Annotated in this window: 23 protein-coding genes; 17 read left to right on the top strand and 6 right to left on the bottom strand. The window is 49.5% G+C overall.

Annotated features, from left to right (window positions below):
• Nucleotides 1-211: 211 nt before the first annotated feature.
• The 9 genes from DMN77_RS21570 to DMN77_RS21530 all read left to right on the top strand — a co-directional run bounded on the left by DMN77_RS21570 (nt 212) and on the right by DMN77_RS21530 (nt 3,630).
• Nucleotides 212-751, top strand: coding sequence for a TetR/AcrR family transcriptional regulator (locus DMN77_RS21570; protein ID WP_179016273.1), 540 nt, complete (start codon nt 212-214; stop codon nt 749-751).
• Nucleotides 748-1,062: a DMT family transporter gene (locus tag DMN77_RS21565; protein WP_068781542.1), complete on the top strand. Its 315-nt coding sequence runs from the start codon at nt 748-750 to the stop codon at nt 1,060-1,062. Before DMN77_RS21570 ends, DMN77_RS21565 begins: the two co-directional genes overlap by 4 nt.
• Before the next feature lie 14 nt (nt 1,063-1,076).
• The gene (locus DMN77_RS21560; RefSeq protein ID WP_068781541.1) at nt 1,077-1,433 is read left to right on the top strand and encodes a DMT family transporter; all 357 of its coding nucleotides are present in this window, start codon (nt 1,077-1,079) and stop codon (nt 1,431-1,433) included.
• Nucleotides 1,434-1,596: 163 nt separating this feature from the next.
• Nucleotides 1,597-1,788, top strand: a complete 192-nt coding sequence (locus tag DMN77_RS21555; RefSeq protein ID WP_179016272.1) for a (4Fe-4S)-binding protein — start codon at nt 1,597-1,599, stop codon at nt 1,786-1,788.
• 55 nt (nt 1,789-1,843) lie between these two features.
• Nucleotides 1,844-2,122 carry a GNAT family N-acetyltransferase gene (locus DMN77_RS21550; RefSeq protein WP_068781539.1) on the top strand — a complete coding sequence of 93 codons (279 nt, stop codon included), beginning with the start codon at nt 1,844-1,846 and terminating at the stop codon, nt 2,120-2,122.
• A gap of 136 nt (nt 2,123-2,258) precedes the next feature.
• On the top strand, nt 2,259-2,819 hold the full coding sequence (locus tag DMN77_RS21545; RefSeq protein WP_179016271.1) for a DEAD/DEAH box helicase family protein: 561 nt from the start codon (nt 2,259-2,261) through the stop codon (nt 2,817-2,819).
• Nucleotides 2,820-2,858: 39 nt separating this feature from the next.
• A complete protein-coding gene (locus DMN77_RS21540) occupies nt 2,859-3,026 on the top strand; it encodes a hypothetical protein (RefSeq protein ID WP_179016270.1) in 168 nt (55 codons plus the stop codon).
• A 56-nt stretch (nt 3,027-3,082) separates the two neighbouring features.
• Nucleotides 3,083-3,313: a hypothetical protein gene (locus DMN77_RS21535; RefSeq protein WP_179016269.1), complete on the top strand. Its 231-nt coding sequence runs from the start codon at nt 3,083-3,085 to the stop codon at nt 3,311-3,313.
• 71 nt (nt 3,314-3,384) lie between these two features.
• The gene (locus DMN77_RS21530) at nt 3,385-3,630 is read left to right on the top strand and encodes a DUF2164 domain-containing protein (RefSeq protein ID WP_068781536.1); all 246 of its coding nucleotides are present in this window, start codon (nt 3,385-3,387) and stop codon (nt 3,628-3,630) included.
• Nucleotides 3,631-3,759: 129 nt separating this feature from the next.
• Here the strand turns inward: DMN77_RS21530 and DMN77_RS21525 are convergent, their stop codons facing one another.
• The 4 genes from DMN77_RS21525 to DMN77_RS21510 form a co-directional block, all read right to left on the bottom strand.
• A complete protein-coding gene (locus DMN77_RS21525) occupies nt 3,760-4,029 on the bottom strand; it encodes a phosphatidylinositol kinase (protein WP_068781535.1) in 270 nt (89 codons plus the stop codon).
• 110 nt (nt 4,030-4,139) lie between these two features.
• Nucleotides 4,140-4,340, bottom strand: a complete 201-nt coding sequence (locus DMN77_RS21520) for a DUF6199 family natural product biosynthesis protein (protein WP_068781534.1) — start codon at nt 4,338-4,340, stop codon at nt 4,140-4,142.
• 480 nt (nt 4,341-4,820) lie between these two features.
• Entirely contained in the window at nt 4,821-7,316 is a 2,496-nt protein-coding gene (locus DMN77_RS21515) for a DsrE/DsrF/DrsH-like family protein (RefSeq protein WP_179016268.1), read from the bottom strand.
• Entirely contained in the window at nt 7,313-7,603 is a 291-nt protein-coding gene (locus tag DMN77_RS21510; RefSeq protein ID WP_068781532.1) for an ArsR/SmtB family transcription factor, read from the bottom strand. Before DMN77_RS21510 ends, DMN77_RS21515 begins: the two co-directional genes overlap by 4 nt.
• Before the next feature lie 250 nt (nt 7,604-7,853).
• Here DMN77_RS21510 and DMN77_RS21505 point away from each other — a divergent pair, with 250 nt between their 5' ends.
• From DMN77_RS21505 to DMN77_RS21480, 6 genes are all read left to right on the top strand, one after another.
• Nucleotides 7,854-8,711 (top strand): undecaprenyl-diphosphate phosphatase, encoded by an 858-nt coding sequence (locus DMN77_RS21505; RefSeq protein ID WP_179016267.1) that lies wholly within the window; start codon nt 7,854-7,856, stop codon nt 8,709-8,711.
• A 104-nt stretch (nt 8,712-8,815) separates the two neighbouring features.
• Nucleotides 8,816-9,406, top strand: coding sequence for an AAA family ATPase (locus DMN77_RS21500; RefSeq protein ID WP_179016266.1), 591 nt, complete (start codon nt 8,816-8,818; stop codon nt 9,404-9,406).
• Nucleotides 9,407-9,611: 205 nt separating this feature from the next.
• Complete coding sequence (gene thyA / locus DMN77_RS21495; RefSeq protein ID WP_068781529.1) at nt 9,612-10,406, top strand: thymidylate synthase; 795 nt, start codon at nt 9,612-9,614, stop codon at nt 10,404-10,406.
• A gap of 73 nt (nt 10,407-10,479) precedes the next feature.
• A complete protein-coding gene (locus DMN77_RS21490) occupies nt 10,480-10,977 on the top strand; it encodes a dihydrofolate reductase (RefSeq protein WP_068781528.1) in 498 nt (165 codons plus the stop codon).
• 177 nt (nt 10,978-11,154) lie between these two features.
• Nucleotides 11,155-12,642, top strand: a complete 1,488-nt coding sequence (locus tag DMN77_RS21485; RefSeq protein ID WP_068781527.1) for a glutamate synthase subunit beta — start codon at nt 11,155-11,157, stop codon at nt 12,640-12,642.
• Nucleotides 12,643-12,985: 343 nt separating this feature from the next.
• Nucleotides 12,986-15,271: a type IA DNA topoisomerase gene (locus DMN77_RS21480; RefSeq protein ID WP_179016264.1), complete on the top strand. Its 2,286-nt coding sequence runs from the start codon at nt 12,986-12,988 to the stop codon at nt 15,269-15,271.
• Nucleotides 15,272-15,348: 77 nt separating this feature from the next.
• On the opposite strand, the gene DMN77_RS21475 is transcribed toward DMN77_RS21480, so the two are convergent.
• Both DMN77_RS21475 and DMN77_RS21470 read right to left on the bottom strand, forming a co-directional pair.
• Complete coding sequence (locus DMN77_RS21475; RefSeq protein ID WP_068781467.1) at nt 15,349-16,125, bottom strand: HAD family hydrolase; 777 nt, start codon at nt 16,123-16,125, stop codon at nt 15,349-15,351.
• Between the two features lie 101 nt (nt 16,126-16,226).
• A complete protein-coding gene (locus tag DMN77_RS21470) occupies nt 16,227-17,144 on the bottom strand; it encodes an ArsR family transcriptional regulator (protein ID WP_068781466.1) in 918 nt (305 codons plus the stop codon).
• Between the two features lie 400 nt (nt 17,145-17,544).
• Between DMN77_RS21470 and DMN77_RS21465 the strand changes: the two genes are divergently transcribed.
• Both DMN77_RS21465 and DMN77_RS21460 read left to right on the top strand, forming a co-directional pair.
• The gene (locus DMN77_RS21465) at nt 17,545-18,747 is read left to right on the top strand and encodes an MFS transporter (RefSeq protein ID WP_068781465.1); all 1,203 of its coding nucleotides are present in this window, start codon (nt 17,545-17,547) and stop codon (nt 18,745-18,747) included.
• Nucleotides 18,748-18,850: 103 nt separating this feature from the next.
• Entirely contained in the window at nt 18,851-19,585 is a 735-nt protein-coding gene (locus DMN77_RS21460; RefSeq protein WP_068781464.1) for a phosphonate ABC transporter ATP-binding protein, read from the top strand.
• The last annotated feature ends 4 nt before the right edge of the window (nt 19,586-19,589 follow it).

Below are 19,589 nucleotides of genomic sequence, written 5' to 3'. Positions count from 1 at the left end.
TAGCTTGAGCGAAGTGAAAGCTAGCGCCTTTAGACGCGAGCCGGTAATAAAGGCTTATAGCCTTAGAGCAAACCACCCGTTAGACGGGTGGTCATGATTTTGGACCGGGTCTGTATGCAGTATTGAATAGACCGTTTCTTTTTGTTAAAATAAAACCGTCTGGACGGTATAGTAAAATTGTGCGTCTAGAGCAGATATGGAGGTTATGATCATGGCGAAATCGAAGCGTTCGCTTCTGCTTGAAGCTGCTTCTGCAATTATAGTGGAGCAGGGCATCAGCCGTTTAACTCTGGATGAGGTGGCCGCTAGAGCGGGCGTCAGCAAGGGCGGCCTGCTATATCATTTTTCGAGCAAGGATGAGCTGATCCAGGGATTAAATGAGGAGACCATTCGCGAGTTCCGTGAATTGCTGCAGCAGGAGCTGGAGGAGACGGGCAGCTATACAAAGTCATATTTGCTAGCAACGCTGCGACAATTAGAAGGCCGCGGCCCTTATAATGCAAGCTCCAGCATGTTGGCGGCGATAGCCACCAATATGGAGCTGATCCAGCTCTGGGATGAAGACTATCAAAGGTTCCGCACCGAGATGGTGAAGGAGGGGCTTTCGTTCGAGGCTGGTATGATCATTCGCTTGGTTGCGGACGGGTTTCTCTACTCCTGGTTGTTCAATAGTGACCCGCTCAGCCAGGAGGAAGGACGAAGAGTTATTCAATTTCTGTTAGAATTCATCGATAAGGAGAAGGACTTATGAGCTACTTGATGCTTGGTCTAGCGATTGTAATGGAAGTTTTCGCTGCGACAATGCTGAAGCTGTCGAACGGCTTTGCCAAATGGGCTCCGATTACCGGTGTCATTGCGGGATACGGGCTGGCATTTTGGCTGATGTCACAAGCGTTGAAGTTTCTGCCATTAGGATTCGTATATGCAACCTGGAGCGGCATCGGAACGGTCCTGACTGTTCTGGCCGGAATGTGGATATTCAAAGAGAAAATGAATCGTCAAGCCTGGGTCGGTATGGGCATCCTCATCGCCGGCATTGTCTTGTTAAATGCAGCGAAGTAAAGGGAGGCATGGATATGTCCGGTATTCTATATTTAACGTTGGCGATCCTCTTTGAAGGTTTTGCCACGACGATGCTGAAGTTATCGGAAGGGTTCACTTTGCTTGGACCCAGTCTCGGCGTTGCCGTAGGTTATTTGATCTCCTTCACATCGCTTAACTTTTCCTTGAAGCATATTTCCCTCTCGACCGCCTATGCGACCTGGAGCGGAGTAGGAACGGCTTTGTCGGTAGTGATTGGAATCGCTGTCTTCGGAGAGCCTATTAACCTGCTGAAGATCTCCGCGATTGTGCTCGTAATTATCGGTATTGTTGTAATGAACCGGGCCAGGGTTGAGAAGACGGAGGGGCAAGCAAGCTCTCCAGGCATGTAGCAAGGGTGCCGATGCGAGCTGCTGCCATAATGCAAATTATAGACAAACTTAATTTATGCATCTATACTTTATTAAGTAACTATATTTATACTGAGAGCTATTATATTATGAACTATAATACGGCCGCAGTCTGGTATTTTTCAATAGGAAGGTTGGGTTCATCATGAGTCAGAAAGTGTACCAAGGAGAAGAAATCGAAGTATATTTTGATGCGGAGAAATGTATTCATTCCGGAATATGTGTGAAGGGGATGCCGGAGGTATTTGATCTCAAGAAGCGTCCATGGGTGAACACTTCAGGCACCTCAGCCGATAAGATTACGGCTCATATTGATATTTGTCCCAGTGGACGCTGACCTACAAGTGGCATACCAGGCCAGCCGATAACGAGATCGAGGAGGAGTGAGATTCATGAGCAAGGTTCAGCACCATGTGCAGGAGCATCAATTTTATATCGAGGTTCACGGGGAGACTATTGCTGAAATGACCTATAGCATATCCGGCGAGACACTCTATATTATCGATCACACGTACGTGGATGATAAGTATCGCGGACAAGGGCTGGCGGAGGATTTGATGTCCCATGTGGCCGATTATGCCAGACGCCATCAGATCAAGCTATTCGGGTTATGTCCGTTCGCCAAGAGACAGTTGGAGACGAAGTCGGAATATGCCGATGTAAAGTATTAATCTGTCAGATACAGACTAAGACGGGTTCTTGTTCACAAGCACCGGTCTTTTTTATTATGCGAATGCTGCAAAAATGGTTGACCGCAGCCTCCAATCTTGTTATATTTCTTGGAATAATGTGGAGGTGGGGTGTCTGATGAAGCTGGTCATTTTGTTTGGGCCGCAAGCCGTCGGCAAAATGACGGTTGGCCAGGAGCTTGAGAAAATAACCGATCTGCGGTTGTTCCATAACCATATGACGATCGAACTGGTAACGCCTTTTTTTAGCTATGGCAGCGAAACGGGAAAAAGACTGGTGAACTTGTTCCGCGAAGAAATTTTTGAAGAGGTGTCCAAAAGCGATTTGCCGGGATTAATCTTTACTTATGTGTGGGCTTTTGATCTTGCTGGCGATTGGGAATATATCGATCGACTTAGCAAGAAGTTCGAAGCTCGCGGAGCCGAGATTTATTATGTTGAGTTGGAGGCCGAGCTGGAGGAACGACTGGAGCGCAATAAGACACCGCATCGGCTGCAGCATAAACCAACAAAGAGAGATATTGCTCGCTCGGAGCAGGACTTGATCAGCACGATGGAGAATTACAGATTGAATTCTTACGCCGGAGAAATTCAAAAGAGTAATTATTTTCGCATGAACAATACGAATCTCAGCGCAAATGAAGCGGCTAAGACCATTAAAGAAAAATTTGAGTTGTGATTCATAAACACCAGGTTTGCAGGCAGGTGAATGTGATAAATGAAAGTTTGGAAGTTAATCGTATCCGGTTGCATTATAGTGCTCGCCATGCTTCTCATGATGTACTTGAGACCCGCAAAAATTCATAAAGAGCTGCCTGCGCTGATTTATTCGACGGATAAGAAGTTTGAGCAGCATACCACGATCGCTATCGATACCCTAGTCTGACTGGAAAAGATAAACTGATCGGGAAGCTGACGGTCGATCATGATCTGCAATATGAGGTGAAGCTGGAGTATAACGGGGATTACTATTTTTATACCCTTTTGAATCCCCATCATCCTGACAAAGAGCTTGAAACGATAGGTACGGTATACGTATCAAAATCTGTTGATCTCATTTGGTTTATGTCCAAAGATATTAATGAACGTTACAATATAGATGGTTATGTGTTCGGACCTGCGGGGAATTATACGGAGGCAGAGAAATTAATCATTCAATTGATGCATCATTAATTGAAAGAGTGAGAGCAGTAGCAAATCAGTTCAGCACATCAAGATAAAACCAGTATGGAGGACAAAATACGATGATACCTATTAAGCTGCCGAAGGAACAAAAGCAAGAGATTGTGGAGAGTGTGAAGGAATATTTTGAAATGGAACGGTCCGAGAGCATCGGTGATATCGCTGCGGAGCAATTGCTCGATTTTATGCTCAAAGAGCTTGCGCCCTATGTGTATAACAAGGCGATCGACGATGCTCGTCAGGCTGTTGAGCAGAAGCTGGTGTCGATCGAGGAGGAATTATACTCTTTGAAGAAGCCGCTGCGTTAATCGGCTGCCAGCGGTGAGGGGAGCTTTTACGCGAAGAATGGCTCCATCGCTTGCCTGTGCGCCTTGCCGTTGAAATAACAAGAAGGGATATGAAAATTCCATACCCCTTAAGCAGGCCGGCCGGTTGACCTACAGGAAGAAGGGAAGCAGAAATAGATCATTAATCGCATAAAACGGTATCCGCCTGCGGAAGAAGCGGCGTCGCGGAAAGAAGCCGGGATGAAAACCGAACTGTCGCTTGTTTGCCGGCATCCCTGCCATGACCTCATCGGTTGGAATGGCGAGGGTGACGAAGTCGTTGTCGACATGGGCGATGAAGCCGTCATAGTTCTGTCCGTCTTTCGTTGCGATGCCGACATATTTATTCATGCAGTTCCAGCAAATTTGTTGATAATCCATAGCTACCCTCCTTACAGGAATGGTTCTCAACTATAGTCTATGGATGATAACCCAGAGTGCACACGACATTCGCCCACCCTGATGAGAAATAGCGCGAGCGGAATCGAACGCTAGCTTATTCCAACAAAAAAGACGAGGATACCTACGAAAATTGCTACTCCACCGCTGATCCGGGTGAGCGTTAGATAAGTATCGCTGGGTTCGGAATCTCCGTCTACTTTCCAGCCTTCTTTTAAATACCAGGCGAACTCCGGCTTCGCTAAATTGAGTACACCGATTATGATACATATTATCCCTATCAGAAAATTCAACGGATTCAACTCCTTTGGAATAATTACGCGCGAGTAAAAATAATGTTTCGGTGAAATGAACGTCGAGCTTTGGATGTGACTCTAGGGAAAAGAGGATACAAGATGAGCAGTGTAGCGGGTAAGATCAGCGGCATTTTTATTCCGGTCAAAGATATCATCGCCGCCCGTCAATGGTATTGAGATCCGGCGATATCGTTCCGAATCAAGCAGCGGCGAAGCGATTATCCAACGGATGGGGAAGGACCTGGTCTGGCCTGGGATATATTTGTTCATGTTGATTATGAGCAATTTGATGTTTTAGAGCAGCAATTACGCGCGAACGGGGCCAATATTATTAAGGGTTCGATTGAAGCAACACATAGTAATAGGATGACCTTCAAGAACATATATGTGCAGGATCGGACGGATATAGGATTGTATTCGGATAAAATAGAGAGGCTATCTCTCGTCATGGTGACGAAGGATAGCCTCTGCTTCATTTTAAATGAATAAATTAATGCCTGATTGATCGGCTTTGCCGAGATAGTAGCCGACTCCGGCGACCTTAACGCCGTCGATCAGCTCCTCGTGCTTGATGCCCATGACGTCCATCGACATTTGGCAAGCGACGATCTCCACGCCTTGCCGGATCGCCGATTGAATCAGCTCTTCCAGGGAGGAGACATTATTGTTGTTCATCACCGAGCGGATCATCTTCGCGCCCATACCCATCATGTTCATTCTGGATAGGGACAGCTTCTTGCTGCCGCGCGGCATCATCGCTCCGAACATGCGTCCGATCGTATTTTTGGAGACAGCAACCTTCTCTGGCTTGCGGATGATATTCAGTCCCCAGAAGGTGAAGAACATCGTCACTTTCTTGCCGCTGGCCGCCGCACCATTAGCGATGATAAAAGAAGCGATCGCTTTATCCAGATCGCCGCTAAAGACGATCATCGAACTTCCTTCAGCGGTTGCTTGCGCCGCAGCGATAGAGGTCGCCTCAGTCAAGGGAGCTCCTTTTTCTACATAGGCTTCAATTGTACCGTTCGGATTTTTGCTAACTTGTCTAAGCTGGTTGCCGGACATTTTGACCCAGGCCTGAACATCCTCGTAGAAACCGGCATCTGTTGCCGTAACATGCAAGATGTCGCCGCTGCTTAGCTCATCCATCTTCATCCTAAGCTGAACGAGCGGTCCGGGGCAGCATAATCCGCATGCGTCCAGCTCAGCAGCAGCTTGAATCATTGGTTCAGCCGTGGAGGCGATCTGTCCCTTGGCCGCAGTGCGTTCCTGCTGCAAGTTTACTTTATTAACCGGTTGCCCCGCAGGGGGTGCAGCTGCTCCGCCGGGCTTATAGTTTGCCATTTGATAGGTTTTGTAGCCGCCGGACAGGTTGCGCACCTTGAAGCCTTTTTGCTGCAAAATCCGCGATGCCGTGTACCCTCTTAATCCCACTTGGCAGTACACCCAGATCTCCTTGGATGCATCCAGTTCATCAAGCCGGCTGCGCATCTCATCGACTGGAATGTTCAAGGAGTCAGGAATATGCCCATTCGCATGCTCAAGCTCGGAACGAACGTCGACCAGGATGGTATTTACCGTATCTCGCTGTGCAAGCTGCTGTGCCGTGAACACTTGTGTTCTTCCGCTCAAAATATTCTCAGCGGTGTAGCCGGCCATATTTACCGGGTCTTTTGCGGAAGAGTACGGCGGCGCATAAGCCAGCTCCAACTCGGTTAGATCCGCAACATTGCCGTGAAAACGAATCACGGTAGCAATATCATCGATCCGCTTGTCAACACCATCATAACCAACGGCTTGAGCGCCAAGCACAGTGCCTTGATCATCAAACAGCAGCTTTAAGGATAGCGGAGTTGCTCCCGGATAGTAAGCGGCATGGGAATTGGGATGAACATAGGATACGTGGTAGGGTAATCCCAATCGCTGCAAGGTTTTCTCGTTATTGCCCGTTGCTGCCCCAGTTAAACCAAATACTTTGATAATGGAAGTGCCCTGTGAGCCTTTATAGGTTGTCTTAAGACCATACACATTGTCCGCAGCGATCCGCCCTTGCTTGTTGGCCGGCCCTGCCAGCGGGATCGCTGTCTTGTTTCCATTAACGAAATCGACAACTTCAACCGCATCGCCTACTGCATACACTTGATCCAGATTGGTCTCCAGATGATCGTTCACGATGATATGGCCCCGCGGTCCGAGTTCCAGCCCGCTATTCTTCAAAAAGCCGGTATCCGGGGTAACCCCAATGGCAAGAATGACAATCTCGCCAGATAATGAGCTTCCGTCAGCGGTTTGTACCTGGATCCGATCGTCTGTCTCCCGGAATGAGGCTACAGTCTGCGACATCAGCAGACGCACACCACGCTCTTCCAACTCTTTGGCCAGCACAGCCGACATTTCAGAATCAAAGGGAGCTAAAATTTGCGGTCCGCCTTCAATTAAAGTAACATCAAGACCGATATCACGCAGATTTTCAGCCATCTCTACACCGATGAAGCCGCCCCCGATGACGATTGCCGACTGCACTTTCTCTTCGACGACACGGGCTTTGATCCGATCCGTATCCGGGATATTCCGCAGCGTATGGATTCGTGGGCTCTCGATGCCAGGCAGGTTCGGGCGGATGGGCTTTGCGCCCGGGGAGAGGATCACTGCATCATAGCTCTCCTCATATTCGCCGCGCTCCTTGCTGCGGACAAGTACGGTCTTGTTGTTCGGACGAAGCTCCATAACCTCGCTTTCGGTACGAATATCGATATTAAAGCGCCGGTACATGGCTTCCGGCGTCTGCACCAGCAGCTTGGACCGCTCCTTGATGGAGTCGCCAATATAATAGGGAAGTCCGCAGTTGGCGAAGGAGATGTAGGCATCCCTCTCGAACATGACGATATGCGCTTCTTCATCCAGTCTCCGCAGCCGTGCTGCCGCGGTCGCGCCCCCGGCGACACCACCTACGATTAATACTTTTCTGCTCATGCTTGTTCCTCCTCAAATAATGCTGTAATCAGCTTTCTAATCTTCTCATCCACAATTCGATAATGGATCTCCAGTCCGTTGCGCTCAGCCTCTACGATCCCGGCGCTGCGTAATTTCTGCAAATGCTGCGATACCGTCGATTGCGGCAGATCCAGGCATTCCTGCATATAAGAAACATTACACCGCTGTTTATCCATAAGTCCCCGGATAATACAGAGCCGAACCGGATGGGCCAAGGCCTTCAATATTTCCGCGGCCTGGTTATTAGCTTTAAAATTGTTGTCCACAAGGATTTCACCTCGACCTATTTCGTTATATCGTAATATTACGATATAGTGATATATAAGTCAAATCTACATTTTTAAGTACAAGCGTGCATATAAATAGGGAGTAATAACAAACGGTTTAGCTTGCTTCAATGGATTGAAACTTAACAAGCTGTGCTTGATTTCTTATATAATGAACTGGTAAAGTTGAAACGGGCCAAATTTTAAGGAGATAAGAATGAACGCTTTGAAAAGGAGATAAGGCAGGAAAATGGACAATATTTTGAACTTTTTGAAATCAATTATTTTAGGGATCGTAGAAGGGATTACCGAGTTCTTGCCGGTTTCCTCCACAGGCCATCTCGTCATCTTCGAGAACCTGTTAGGTTTTGAGGGGACAACCCCTTCCTTTGTAGAGATGTATACTTATGTAATTCAGCTTGGGGCCATTCTGGCCGTGGTTGTCCTGTATTGGACCAAAATCAAGGACACGCTGGTGAACTTTTTCCCCAAGAAAGTGGGGTTTGAACGTTCCGGGTTCAGGTTCTGGCTTATGCTGGCGATCGCCTGTATTCCCGGCGGTGTATTTGGTGTTTTGCTGAACGACCTGTCTGATAAGTACCTGTTTACACCGGTTGTCGTAGCTGTTACGTTATTCTTCGGCGGGATTTGGATGATGTATGCCGAATCCAGGTTCCGGAACAACAGTGCTCCGGGAATAGGCGGGGATGAACTGAATGTAACGGTCAAGCAAGCGATTATTATCGGCGCTTTCCAATGTCTGGCGATCATCCCGGGGATGTCCCGTTCCGCTTCGACGATCATTGGCGGCTGGGTTGCAGGGCTGTCTACAGTAGCAGCTGCGGAGTTCTCGTTCTTCCTGGCGATTCCGGTTATGGTTGGCATGAGCTTGCTGAAAATTGTGAAGATCGGCGGACTGACAAGCCTGACTGGGGCAGAGATTACTTCCCTTATTATCGGCTTTGTCGTATCCTTTATCGTTGCGCTGGCGGTGATCAGGAAATTTATTTCCTACTTGCAGAAGAAGCCGATGAAGGTATTCGCTATCTACCGTATGATCTTTGCGATTATCGTACTGGTAGCAGGGATTGCAGGATTTTTCCACTAATAAAATAGTTCATTGAAGTCAAGATGCCTGGGCCTGGGGGAGTAACCTTTATCGCTCAGGCTTCGTCTTTTTATAGAGGTCCAAGTCAGACGGGTGGTGAGTATATGATTATTTGGATTAATGGAGCCTTTGGCTCAGGCAAGACGACCGCGGCATTTGAGCTGCAAAGGCGAATTCCTGATTCTGTCGTGTATGATCCAGAGCATGTTGGCTACTTCATCAGGAAGCAATTGCCGAGGTCCATACACAAAGGGGATTTTCAGGATTATCCGATGTGGCGGGATATGAATTATGCCATGCTGAAGCATCTGAGTGAGGCGTATAGCGGAACCGTTATCGTGCCGATGACAATTACGAATCGGGACTATTTTGCCGAGATCGTCGAACGATTACGGGCTGACGGGGCGGATATTTGTCATGTGACTTTGCTGGCTTCCAGGGAAACCTTGGCTAAGCGTCTTAAAGGACGAGGGGAGAGGGCGAACTCGTGGCCGATCCAGCAGATAGACCGCTGTCTGGCCAGTCTTGGTGCAGAGATATTCGCTGAACATGTCGATACCGATGGATTGACAGCGGATGAGGTGGTCGAACGGATTGCTGCGCTTAGCGGTGTTACGCTGCTGCCTGATGCGAGAAGCCGCTTCCGGAAGGCGCTTGATCGCAAGCTGATTACAATCCGCCATATTCGCTTTTGATAAGAAAACCTCCAACGAGGTATTCAAGGTTGTTTGAAACGGATTTAAAGGCAGGTTATCTTGTGATATAGAAATTCATCAGCATAGCGGATTTTGAGCTCGTATTTTAATGCCGGAGCAGGATCAAATTTTGCTACATGTAAAATTGCAGTCTGTTATAATAAAAAAGATATGTTATAAAACGAGTATTTGAGGTGTGCGCTTAATGAGAAATTATTTGGATTTACTACAGGATGTAATGGATCATGGGACGGAAAAAGAAGATCGGACAGGCACGGGGACTTATTCGGTATTCGGCAGACAGTTGCGCTTTGATCTCAGCGCAGGATTCCCGCTGATAACGACGAAGCGGATTCATTTGAAATCGGTAGTACATGAACTGCTCTGGTTCCTCAGCGGGGACACCAACATTAGATATTTGAAAGAGAACGGGGTTCGCATTTGGGACGAATGGGCGGATGAGAACGGTGATCTGGGCCCGGTTTATGGCTCGCAATGGCGATCCTGGCCAACTCCGGACGGAAGAAGAATCGACCAGATTGCAGACGTGATCGAGTCGATCAAGAACAATCCGGATTCGCGCCGTCACTTGGTCAGCGCCTGGAATGTAGCTGAAATCGATGAGATGAAGCTGCCGCCTTGTCACTTCGTATTCCAGTTCTATGTAGCTGACGGGAAGCTGTCTTGTATGCTGACGATGCGCTCTGTCGATACTTTCCTCGGTTTGCCATTTAACATCGCCAGCTATTCACTGCTTACGCATATGGTTGCCCAGCAATGCGGCCTGGAAGTTGGCGAATTCATCTGGTCGGGGGGAGACGTTCATATTTACAAGAGCCATCTGGAACAGGTGAAGACCCAATTGGAACGGGAGCCTTATCCTTTGCCGCAGCTTGTAATTAAGCGCAAGCCGGATTCTATCTTTGATTATGTCTATGAGGATTTCGAATTTGTTGGCTACCAGCATCATCCTGGCATTAAAGCCACTGTTGCGGTATAGAAGCTAGCTAATGATAGGCCTGCCTGTAGAGCGGCTATTTGTTGAACGGATTCCGGAAAGGAGGATGCGAAATATGGGAATAACATTTATTTGGGCGATGGCCAGGGACGGCGTGATTGGCCGGGATAATGATTTGCCATGGCGTTTGCCGGCGGATATGGCCTTCTTCAAAGCACAAACGACGGGGAAGACCGTACTGATGGGGCGCAAAACCTGGGAGTCGATGCGCAGCCGTCCGTTACCGAACCGTCGTAATATCGTTATGACGAATGATCGCTCCTATCACGCTGAAGGTGCGGAGATCGTACATACGGTTGAAGAGGCGTTGGCTCTGGCGGATGGCGAAGAGTTAATGGTAGTTGGCGGGGCCGGGATTTTCCAACTGTTGCTTCCTTACGCGGACCGCTTGCTGGTGACGAAGATTGATGAGGACATTGCCGGAGATACTTTTTTCCCGGCGATCGATTGGTCCGAGTTCCAGCTGGAGCAGGAAAGCGAAGGAATTCGTGATGAGAAGAACCCTTATCATTACCGGTTTTTGACCTATGTCAGGCGTCATACGTCTGCATAATAGTGCAAAATATCATTTTATTAATCCATTAATAACGTTCCCCCGGGGTGCTAACATCAAGTTACACGATAACGGGAGGGTTCGCTGGCGGTTGCATTTCGTAATGCGCTGCATAGACAAGCCGGATCAGTCGATCCGGCTTGTCTGCTCTCGTTGGCAACGGATGGGGGAAATAAGATGTCTACACCAACTGGATTTATGGAGTATACCCGTCAGCTACCGGGGGACCGCAGTCCGCTGGAACGGGTTCATGATTGGCAGGAATTTCACAAGCATCTGACTGAACAGGAATTGCAGACACAGGGAGCGCGCTGTATGGATTGCGGAACTCCCTATTGTCATACAGGGATCGAGATGATCGGCGGCACCTCGGGCTGTCCGCTGCACAACTTGATTCCGGAATGGAATCATCTCGTCTACCGCGGCTTGTGGAGAGAAGCGCTGGAGCGCTTGCACAAGACGAATAATTTTCCGGAGTTTACAGGCCGGGTCTGTCCGGCTCCTTGTGAAGGTTCTTGTACAGTAGGGCTGATTGGCCAGCCGGTAACGATCAAGACGATTGAACAAGCGATTGTTGACAAAGGCTTCGAGGAAGGTTGGATTGTAGCGGAGCCGCCGGCTTATCGTACGGGTCATAAGGTTGCGGTTGTTGGCTCAGGTCCGGCAGGGCTGGCCTGCGCAGCGCAATTGAACAAGGCAGGACATGAAGTGACTGTATATGAACGTGCGGACCGGATTGGTGGTCTATTGATGTACGGCATCCCCGCAATGAAGCTGGATAAGCAGATCGTACAGCGCCGCGTTGATCTTCTCGCTGCCGAAGGCGTGAAGTTCGTTACGAATACGGAAATTGGCAAGGATATTATGACACAGCAGCTGATAGATCAATATGATGCGGTTGTATTATGCGGTGGGGCGACGAAACCGCGCAAGTTCGAGATTGAAGGCAGCCATTTACAGGGCGTGCATTACGCCATGCCTTTCCTGAACGGCACGATCAAGAGCTACCTCGACTCCGGGCTGCAGGATGGACAATATACCTCGGCGGCTGGCAAGGATATAATCGTCATTGGTGGTGGAGACACGGGCTCAGACTGCGTCGCTACAGCTCTACGCCATGGCTGCCGCAGCATCACGCAATTTGGCACGCATGCCAAGGCGCCGCTGGAGCGGGATCTGCTTGCCAATCCGTGGCCGCAATTCCCGAATGTCTATACGCTTGATTATGCACAGGAAGAGGCCAAAGCGCTTTACGGGCAGGATCCGCGGGAATTTTCCATCATGACTACCCGCTTTGTCGGCGATGAGCAAGGAAATTTGAAGGAGCTGCACACCGTTCAAATCAAACGTACAGTCGATGAGGAAGGCCGTAAAACCTATAAGCCTGTACCCGGGACGGAACGGGTCTTCCCGGCCCAGCTGGCGCTCGTTGCTATCGGATTTGATGGACCGGAGGCGACGATGATCGATGAGCTGGGGCTGGAGAGAGACCGCCGCAGCAATGTCAAAGCGCGTTACGGCAAATATAACACGAATGTTGACAAGGTGTTTGCCGCCGGGGATATGCGCCGCGGGCAAAGTCTGGTCGTGTGGGCTATCCAGGAAGGCCGCGAGGCGGCGCGGGAGGTCAATAAGTTCCTGACTGGGGACGGTACCCTATCTTGAGGAGAAGGTTTGACTAACGATAACATCGCATTTACCTAACGAAACGTGGTATCGCTATTTTTAGCTTAAATACGCTGCTGGGAATTTTAACGAAGCTGGGTATCGTTATTGCGATGAATGAAGGGCTTAACGACCGAATTTTCTGCTAATAACGATTGGGGTATCGCTAGATTTTAGAGGTCGCGAATCCTGAGGGAATAACGATCTGTAGTATCGTTAGCCGAAAACTTGGAGCGAAATATGTGAAAATATGCTATAATAGAGGTTAGCTACAGGGCTGCGCGGAGCGCGGCCCTTTTTATCTGTGGAACTGGAATGCTAGGAAAGAGGGGCGCTTGAAACAATGAAAACGCTCGTAATTGCGGAGAAACCCGATATGGGACGAACGATCGCTGCGGTGATTGAACCGCGGGCGAAGAATAATCGCTCTTATCTGGAAGGAGAGCAATATATCATTACCTGGGCGATCGGACACCTGCTTGGTTTGGCAGAGCCTGATGCCTATGATGATAAGTATAAAAAATGGAATTTCTATGATCTGCCGATCATGCCAGAGCAATTCAAGATTGTACCGAATCCGAAGACAAAGGATCAATTGAAGACGATCGGCGAGCTGGCCAAGCGTTGTGATGCGGTTGTAAATGCCTGTGACGCCGGGCGCGAAGGACAATATATCTTCGCTTTGATTCAGCAGCGGCTTAAGCTGATGCAGCCTGTCAAGCGGCTATGGATCTCTGACTTGACCTCGGAGAGCATCGCCAAGGGCTTTGCCGAGCTGCGGAGCAGCGAAGAGTTCGCGAATCTGACGAAGGCGGCGCGGGCGAGAAGTGAGGCCGACTGGCTCGTCGGCATGAATGCCTCGCGCGCCTTTACGACGAAGCATAACACGCTGCTCTCGGTCGGCCGGGTGCAGACGCCTGTACTCGCGCTGATTTATGATCGTCAGAAGGAAATCGAGAGCTTTGATTCCTTGACGTATTACGAGATCAAAGCCGAATTTGAACAGGACGAGCGTTGCTATATCGGAACCTGGCAGGGAGATCGATTGACAGACGCGGAGAAGGCGCGGTCTCTAGCGGATAAGGTGCGCGGCAAGCAAGGCCAGGTCGTGGAATATGAGGTTAAGGAGACGAAGGAATATCCTTATAAGCTGTATGACCTGACACTGCTTCAACGGGATGCGAACGCAAAGTTTGGTTATTCGGCCAAGAAGACGCTTGATTTGGCCCAGGCTTTATACGAACGTCATAAGCTGATTACATACCCGCGTACGAACTCCAATTATGTCACCGAACAAAATATCGAAGGCATGCACAAAACGCTGCATATGCTGAAATCTACAGACTATAAGGAATTGGCCGAGGGCGGGAACCAGAAGCTGGTGCATGTGAATAACAAGTCGGTCTGCAATCCTACTCGTGTGGAGGATCACCATGCCATTCTGCCGACGTTAAGAAGGCCGGGAACGCTTAGCAAGGAAGAGGGGAATATTTATGACCTTGTCGTCCGCCGCTTTCTGTCGCATTTCTATCCGGCGGCGGAATACAAGCAGCACACGGTAATGACGGAAGTTGAGAAGGAATTGTTCAAGACGAATGTGAAGGAACTGCTGTCCTTGGGCTGGAAAGTGTGCTTGCCGGGTGATGATAGCAAATCCCCAAAGCGCGGCAAGAAGAAGGATGAAGAGGAAGACCCGGAGGAAGAGGTCAGTGAGCCGTTCTCTGTTGACCGCGATAAGCCGGTGTTATGCAAGGAAGCAGAGGCGAAGGAGAAAGCCACTCAGCCCCCGAAGCCTTATACCGAAGGCACGCTGCTCAAGGCTATGGAGAGCGCTGGCAAGCAGCTTGAGAATGATGAGCTCCGCGAAGCGATGAAGGATGCGGGGCTTGGAACGCCGGCGACCCGGGCCGCCACGATCGAGCGGCTGAAGAGCGTTGGATATATCACGATGCAGGGCAAGCGGATCACGGTCACGCAGAAGGGCCGCACCGCCATCGAATTAATCAGACATGCGGGAGTAGAACTGTTAACTTCTCCCGAAATGACAGGTCAGTGGGAACGCCGATTGTACCAAATTTCCAAGGGAGAAGCGACTAGCGAGAAATTTATGGAGAACGTAAAGAAATTTACGATCTCGATTATTGAGAAGGTACGCGTACAGAAGAAAGCGGACGCTTCGCGGTTTGCCGGTGAGCCGGAGGAGAAGGGTAAGCGCGGCAGTCGCACAGGCTCTCGCTCCAAAGGGGGCGACACCGCGGCAGGAGACGCTTCCAGGAGGGGAAGCGGCGCCTCCGGCAGCGGACGGACCGCCGGAGGGCCGGCGGCGGGACAAGCCGCTGGCCCCGGCGGCTTCGAGGCGTTGGCCCCATGCCCGCGCAGCGGCTGCGGCGGCCAGCTGATCGAAGGCCGCAAAGGTTATGGCTGCACTCATTATAAGCAGGGCTGCGGCTTTGTGATTTGGAAAGAGTATGCCGGCAAAAAAATTTCGCGTACGATGCTGCAATCTTTGCTGGAGAAAGGCCATACGCAAATTTTATCCTTCAAGCATTCAGATGGAGACTACAAAGGGCGAATTACGCTGCTTGATCACGAGAGCGGAAAGTTAAGCGTAGAGCGGACAGAGGGTTAATGACAAAAAACCGGGTTGATGGATTCTTTCCATCAACCCGGTTTTCTGTGGAGCTATTTTCAGTTCATGGCATAACACTATCTGGATCTGTGCGACATTGTCTTAGAGCCGCGGGCTTGCCCGGAGGCGGAAATAATGGACGTGATCTCTTCGAGCGAAGCTACCGTATATAGATAGGAATCATTCCGCGGTGCCAGCTCGATCAGATTATAGGACCATTCATCGGGATGCTTGATATAAATGGCATGGATGCCTGCTGTGAGCGCTGGCGAAATGTCGGTGCGCAGACTGTTCCCGATCATCCATGTATTTTGACGATGGAAGGGGCGAGAGCCCAGAATCTCTTCTAATGCATCGATATTTTTATGCTGGCGGATAAAGATGCGGTCCTGAAAATAATCGGCCAGCTTCATTTGCTCGATTTTCCGTTGTTGAATTACGGTCTCGCCGCCGGTGTACAGGTACAGCTCATGCTGCTGCCGTTGCAGAAAATCGAGCGTGTCCACCATACCTGGATAAGGCTCAACGGATTGCTCATATACGCTGAGGCCAAGCCGCATAAGGTGCTTCTCTTTGAGCTCCTCACGGCGCTCGCCGAATTGCTGGCAGAAGTAGCGGTAGGTGTCGATCAGCGATTCCGGGAAATGCTGACTGGCAAATCCAATTTGCTGCACGCCGGCCACATCGATTTCGATCTGTTTATCACGGATTTCCTTGATCGGCAGCTGGTATTCGCTGAACCATTCCGATACGAGGTCGGCAAATTGACCGAGAATCAGTTCGAAATACTTGTTGCAATAGATCAAAGTATCATCAAGATCAAAAATGATTTGTTGCTGCACAGTCTGTTTCATCTCTATCACTCCTTCTTGCACTTGCGCGATATCCTGTTTCTCCTAACTTATCAGAGGCAGCAGCAGAAATGCAAATATCGTTCCTCATGCCAGGCTAACCCTTAAATACGAATATAGGACTCCAGGAACATCTGCAGTTCGGATACGCCGTCTGGCCGAATGCTGAACTTCTCCGTACTGCGATCGGTAAGATGAACGCGAAGCATACCCGCGGATCTGAGAATCATCAGCTCATGGTGCAGTTGGGCTCTCGATTCATTGGTGTCCCGGATCATCTCCTGCATCGACTTCGGTTCATTCGCCAAATAGCGAAGCAGCTGCAGGCGTTCCGGCTTGGATAACGCTTGGGTCAGCCGCAGCAGGCAAATTGGCGGCTCGTCCTCATCAGCTTCCGGAATATCGATCGGATATTGGATAAGCAGCTCTTCCTCGAAGAAGCAGTACGTATTTATCGGTCTGAAATGAATGGATGGAACGAGAATAATATGCTTCACGGGAAGCTCCTGATCAAGCACAAGCCCACCCGAGGCAAATTCGATGAGCGGTTCGGGATCTATTTTCTCAAGCAGCCCCTTCTTCTCCATGGCGTCTTCTTCCATTATGGACGCGTATTGCTCCTCGATGCTTTGAAAGTAACTGTCATGCCAGATATTAAGGAGCGGCGCATAGTCAGCCTGAAGCCGTTGCACGTCTTCCAGGGTCGCAGCGGGAACATATGGAGTAATCCGGGCGAGCAATGAATCGGTATGACCGTGAGACAGCTCCTCCAGATAACCGGGGATTTGTACCGAGGAGTCGCGATCCAGCGCCAGGGCGTAGAGCAGGTCGTAATCGCCAAACGGATAATCAGCCGCCTCGGCAAAGGCTTGCCGCGCTTCCTCGCTAAGGTTCTGTTGAATGTCGTGAATCCATTCGCGTCCGATGTCCAGATTGTTAATCCATTTTCGTGTAGTATATAACATGAAGCTGCTGAGCAACTCATAAATCGGTGACACATCGACTTTTACATCATAAGCCATCCGTCAGTCCTCCCAGAACTATAATGCATACCTCTTAATTATGCTTGTGAGAATAGGGCTTGTCTACTATAATGTTTAGGGGTTGTTTTACCGGTTACCTAAACTTAGAGATTGATCAAAAAGTCCGCTTCGGATCAGAAAACGGATCAAAGTCATGGTTTCTGCGGAAAACTCTCGGGGCATATGCACCCAATACAAGCAGCGGCTTACGAAGTTGTTCTCTTCGAAAACGCGCTGCCCCGCTCTTTAGACCCTGGCTTTATCCAACTGAGATTACGAAAAAATCACATCGCAAGCATAAGCTTCGGTGCTGAAACCGACCTTTTTGAACCACACACTTAAAGGGGAAATCGTCATATTGTCATGACGGTTTTCTTTTGTTATGCAGGGGGAAGACATCATGACAATAGCTTCAAATTCTAGTAAATTTCCGTTAAAAGTATCGCCATTTTTCTTATTGACATTAGTCATTATTATATCGGGTTTAAGCCAGGGATTGCTTTTGCCGGTTCTTGCCATCTTTATGGAGGAGCGCGGAATCCCTTCCTCTGTGAACGGAATGCATGCCGCTGCTCTCTATGTTGGCTCATTTGCCATGACGCTGGTTGCCGAACGTGTGCTTGGACATACCGGCTTCAAAAAGCTGCTGATCGGCGGCATGATCGCCGTGATGATCGCTTTGCCGATCTTTCCGCTAGTTTCGAACTTGTCGGTATGGTTCGTACTTCGTCTGATCGTCGGAATCGGAGACAGCGCGATCCACTTTACCTCACAGCTCTGGCTGCTTATGCTGTCGCCCAAAGAACGCCGCGGACGGAACCTTTCGCTCTATGGGATGTCCTACGGGCTGGGCTTCAGCTTCGGCCCCTTCGGGATCCGATTGTTGAGCTATGGTCAGCTGCTTCCATTTTTACTACTGTCTATCCTTACTGCAATAGGGGTACTCCTCATCATACTTCGCATGCCTAATGAGTATCCGACGAGAACAGCGGGGAGCGTAAAGGAGACTCGTAAATACGGACGGATCTACAGGCTGGCCTGGTTTGCTCTGTTCACATCCTTATTATATGGATATATGGAATCAACGATGAACAGCAATTTCCCGATTTACGGGCTGCGGATTGGCTTAAGTGCAGAGCAAATTGCAACCCTGCTTCCTTTCTTCGGAATCGGGGGGCTGATTTTGCAGCTTCCGCTAGGAATGCTGAGCGACCGTTATAGCCGCAAGGTTGTATTAATGATTGCGGGCCTCGGCGGAGGGGGATTGTTCCTAATCGCGCCGCTGGCGGGAAATAACTTCTGGGGATTAATGCTATTGTTCCTGGGTGCCGGAGGCCTGGTGGGTTCCTTCTTCTCGCTTGGACTTGCTTATGCCGCCGATCTGTTGCCGGCAGCGCTGTTACCGGCTGCCAATGTGATCGCTTCTTTCCATTTCAGCCTCGGTAGTATTCTTGGGCCTAATGTCGGTGGAGCTGCGATGGAATTTATTAGTCCGGGTGCGTTATTCATCCTTCTGGGCAGTTTATATGTATTATTTACTTTAGCTGGACTGGGCTTTAGAAAACAAACTCTCGAAAAAAATGAAAATATGAACAGGCTGTAATGGATTTTCACGGCTATTTCCAATACACTATAGAGTAGAGTGACTTTTGAACTTTTGAACACGAACTGATATAGATATAGGTACAACCAAAGGAGAATCGGACATGATCAAGGTGAGCCACTTAAAAAAATCGGTGGATGGGAATAAAAAGCAAGTACTGCGTGATATCAGCACGGAATTCGCCCAAGGAGAACTGGTCGGCATTGTAGGTCCGAGCGGCAGCGGAAAGAGTACGCTGCTGCGCTGCCTGGCGCTTCGCGATTCATGGAACAGCGGGGACTACACATGGAATGAGGACAAGCTGATCCAAGGCGGGGGCAAGGGAACGCATAAAATGCGCTCCAAGTTTGCTTATTTGGAACAAAATCCTTCCCTTTATCCGGAGAGAACGGCGCTTAAAAATGTTTTGATCGGACAAGTTGGTCAAGTATCGGCAGTTCGCCGCTTTACGGGTATGGTCCGGTCGGATGATTATATGGGAGCGATGGACGAGCTGGAGAAATTCGGCTTGCTCGATAAGGCCCATGTAAAGGCTGGCAAACTTAGCGGTGGAGAGAAGCAGCGGGTGGCCATTTGCCGGGCACTTGTCCATGGCGCGAAATTTATCGCCGCGGACGAGCCGACGATCGGACTGGATCCCAAATCAGCTGAGAGGGTCATTGAGACGTTCAGCCAGCTGTGCAAAACCCAGGGAACAACCGTAGTGACCGCACTTCCGCTGGAGCTGGCTGAGAAATATTGCACGCGAATTTGGGGTATCCAATCTGGGGAACTTAAAATAGACATCGTTGGGAGACGGCTGACCTCCGGGGAGAAGCGATTAATTGATTTAGCATGAAAAG

This window comes from Paenibacillus sp. 79R4, assembly GCF_013393165.1.
In the GTDB taxonomy this organism is placed as follows: domain Bacteria; phylum Bacillota; class Bacilli; order Paenibacillales; family Paenibacillaceae; genus Fontibacillus.
The sequence above is the reverse complement of the archived record's forward strand: the minus strand, read 5'-3'. Positions and strand labels throughout refer to the sequence as shown.